This window comes from Elioraea sp., assembly GCF_022842375.1.
Lineage (GTDB): Bacteria > Pseudomonadota > Alphaproteobacteria > Acetobacterales > Acetobacteraceae > Elioraea_A.
Genome location: NZ_JALHPR010000076.1, coordinates 1 through 2,907 on the forward strand (window position 1 = coordinate 1; position 2,907 = coordinate 2,907).

Consider the following 2,907-nt stretch of genomic DNA (forward strand, 5'->3'; position numbering starts at 1 on the left):
GCCCCTGCCCCCCGTGCCGCCCAACCGCCGCGCGCGACCCCGGCCCAGGCCCCCTCGCCACCGCCCGCACAACGCGCCCCGGTGGCGCGCGAGGCGCTTCCACCGGGCTGAAGCCCGACCACCGCGGCCGCTTGTCCGGACGAGCGCGGGCAGCACCAGCGCCTGCCGTGCGTGTTCATCGAAGCTTCACCGAACCGCAACGCGCCCATCACGACGCGACGGCCAGTGTGGCTGCACGGCCGGTGACATGAGGAGGGACAGACAGAACGATGCGCGTGATCCTGTTCGGCTTCGACGGCCTCCGCCCCGACCTCGTGACGGAGCAGACCTCGCCGAACATCGCTGCCGTCATGGCCGGCGGTACGCGGTTTGCCAATGCGCGATCGGTGTTCCCATCCGAGACGCGCGTCGCCACACCCTCGCTCGCCACGGGCTGCCGGCCTGCGTCGCACGGCCTTGTCGCCAACGCGCTCTACGATGCCGCCGCATCGCCGGGCCGGGTACTGAACACCAAGCATCTCGTGGCGATGGATGCGCTGATCGCCACGCATGGTCGGCTGCTCGAACGGCCCTCCCTCGGCGCGATCCTGCACGGCGTCGGCAAGCGGATGGACGTGGTGTGGACCGGCACCGCGGGTGCGGCGCGCGCGGCCTTCCCCGAGGCCGGCGCGCTCGGCGGCTTCCGCTGGCACCCGGAGGAGGGCGTTGGTGCCGCCGCGTCGATCGGCCCCGGCCCTGATAGTGCCGTGCCGAACACGCCGCGCGTGCGCCACGCCGCGCGCCTCTTCATCGACCATGTGCTGGGCGAGCGCCGCCCCGATGTCGCGCTGTTCTGGGCGTCGGAGCCCGACGTGTGCTTCCACTACGAGGGCATCGGCGCGCCCGCCTCGCTCCAGGCCCTGCGCGATGCCGACGCTGCCCTCGGCGAGGTGCTGGAATGGCGCGCGGCGCAGCCTGATCGTGACGAGATCGTCATCATCGCGATGTCGGACCACGGGCACGTGACGGGGCATACGCGGATCGATCTCGTGGCGGAACTTTCAGCCGGCGGCTTCGCCTGCGGTCGGAAGCTGACGGCGGAGACACCGATCGCGCTCGGCGGCGGCGGCGCGCCGGGGCTCTGGGTGAAGGGCAGCGACACGGCGACGGTGCGCGCCCTCTGCGCCTGGCTCCAGGCGCAGCCCTGGGTCGGGCTCGTGCTGGCGCGCGATGCGGCCGCACATGGGCTTGCCGGCACCGTGCCGCTCGCCGCCCTCGGCGCGCTGCACGCACGCTCGCCCGACCTCGCCTTCACTTTCGCCGGTACCGATGACCCCGACCAGTTCGGCATTCCCGGCCGCACCTTCATCGAGGCGGCTGACGTTCCGGCCGGCGGCGGCATGCATGGCGGGCTGCACCGGCGCGAGCTGTCCGCCACGCTCGCGATGATGGGCGGGCCGGTTCCCGCTGGCCGCGTGACCGAGACGCCGTCCGACCTGACCGACATCGCGCCGACAATCCTCGCCCTGCTCGGCCTCACGCCGGAGGGGATGGACGGCGTGGCCCTGGCCGAGGCGTTCGGGCGCGACGGTGGCGAGACGCGGCGCGTCATCCTTCCCGGCCATGGCGGGGCAGGGCTTGCGATGGACCACGCCCGCGGCCGCGCCTATCCGGCCGGCAGCGGGACCGGCTTCGGTTGATCCGCCACGGCGGACCCGGGGCGACCTACCGCGAGGCTGTCGCGGCGGCGTGCGTGGCGATGCCGCGGATGCGCGCGATCATCGCAGCGATGCCGTTGCCGCGATTGGCCGAAAGGTTGCCGATCAGGTCGAGGTCCTTCAGGAACGCGCCCGCGTCGGTGGCCAACACCTCCTCCGGCGTGCGGCCGGAGTAGATCCGCAGCAGCATCGCGACGAGGCCGGCGACGATCGCGGCATCGGAGCCGGCGGCGAGATGCAGCCTGCCCTCGCGCAGCTCGGAGGCGAGCCACACCTGGCTCTGGCAGCCTTCGACCTTGTGCGCGTCGTCCTGCCATTCGGGCGGGAACGGCGGCAGCGAGCGGCCCCAGTCTATGACGAGGCCGTAGCGATCCATCCAGTCGTCGAAGAAGCCGAATTCCTCGGCGATGGCGGCCGTCGCCGCGTCGGCGGTCGGCTCCCTGGGGTGAACGAACGGGTCGGTCATGGGTTCGCAGATGGGGCGCATCGGCATCGACTCAAGCCGAAGGGCGTCAACGAGGCATTCATGCGCTGTCGATGAGGAGGCGCTTACGGATAAGGGACGGAGCAGGCGTCCTGCGTTGTGCATGCGTCCGTATCAGTGTCTCTGCGTATCGTAGCGTTCATGGTAGTATCGCCGCGGTGTCTGACATTTGAGCTTTTGGGATTCTGATGGACCAACCGCTTCTGCTAGGCCTCCTCGTTGGAGTAGCCCTCGTGCTGACGGCACTATTCGTTCGGCGTCGACATGAACCAGCGAGACGTCAGGAACCAAGATTCGCGACGCCAGCACGCGACGATCCCGAACCCGAGAAACGCACTGAACCCATCAGGGGGTTCGACGAGATTGCAACGTCTCTGATCTCGCAACTTAGCGAGAGCGACGCGCGCGCTCTCGCTGACAAGGCTGATGAGGCCCTTGATAACGGTGCCCCGTGTTTGACAGTTGAGTTGGTATCTTCAAGGGGTGGCATTGAGAAAGTGCAGCTCCCGGCAGCATTTCTCGAAATTCTGCTTGATCTGCTTGTGGACCGCCACCCTGATCTCCAGGAGCTTATTGACGCGCCGAGACAAGCGTCCGTGTTGTCAAGGTGGAGTTGCCCCCATCAAACCGGACAAGCGGCTTGGGTTGGTGACTGCGCAGCGATGAACTCACGCGGCGAGCGCATGCGCAAGCCACTGTGAGGGTGGATGGTGTTGTAGTCCTCGA

General features: G+C 69.1%; 2 protein-coding genes. One reads left to right on the plus strand and one right to left on the minus strand.

Annotation, left to right across the window (positions count from 1 at the left end; translation table 11 throughout):
* Positions 1-269 precede the first annotated feature (269 nt).
* Positions 270-1,679: an alkaline phosphatase family protein gene (locus tag Q0C38_RS23195; RefSeq protein WP_291299509.1), complete on the plus strand. Its 1,410-nt coding sequence runs from the start codon at positions 270-272 to the stop codon at positions 1,677-1,679.
* Between the two features lie 25 nt (positions 1,680-1,704).
* Here Q0C38_RS23195 and Q0C38_RS23200 read toward each other — a convergent pair whose 3' ends face one another.
* Positions 1,705-2,163: a SufE family protein gene (locus Q0C38_RS23200; protein WP_291299510.1), complete on the minus strand. Its 459-nt coding sequence runs from the start codon at positions 2,161-2,163 to the stop codon at positions 1,705-1,707.
* Positions 2,164-2,907: the final 744 nt, after the last annotated feature.

What these genes read in the sequence shown, in the direction of transcription:
- Q0C38_RS23195 (WP_291299509.1), top strand. Translation starts at nt 270, where the DNA reads ATGCGCGTGATCCTGTTCGGCTTCGACGGCCTCCGCCCCGACCTCGTG.
- Q0C38_RS23200 (WP_291299510.1), bottom strand. Translation starts at nt 2,163, where the DNA reads ATGACCGACCCGTTCGTTCACCCCAGGGAGCCGACCGCCGACGCGGCG.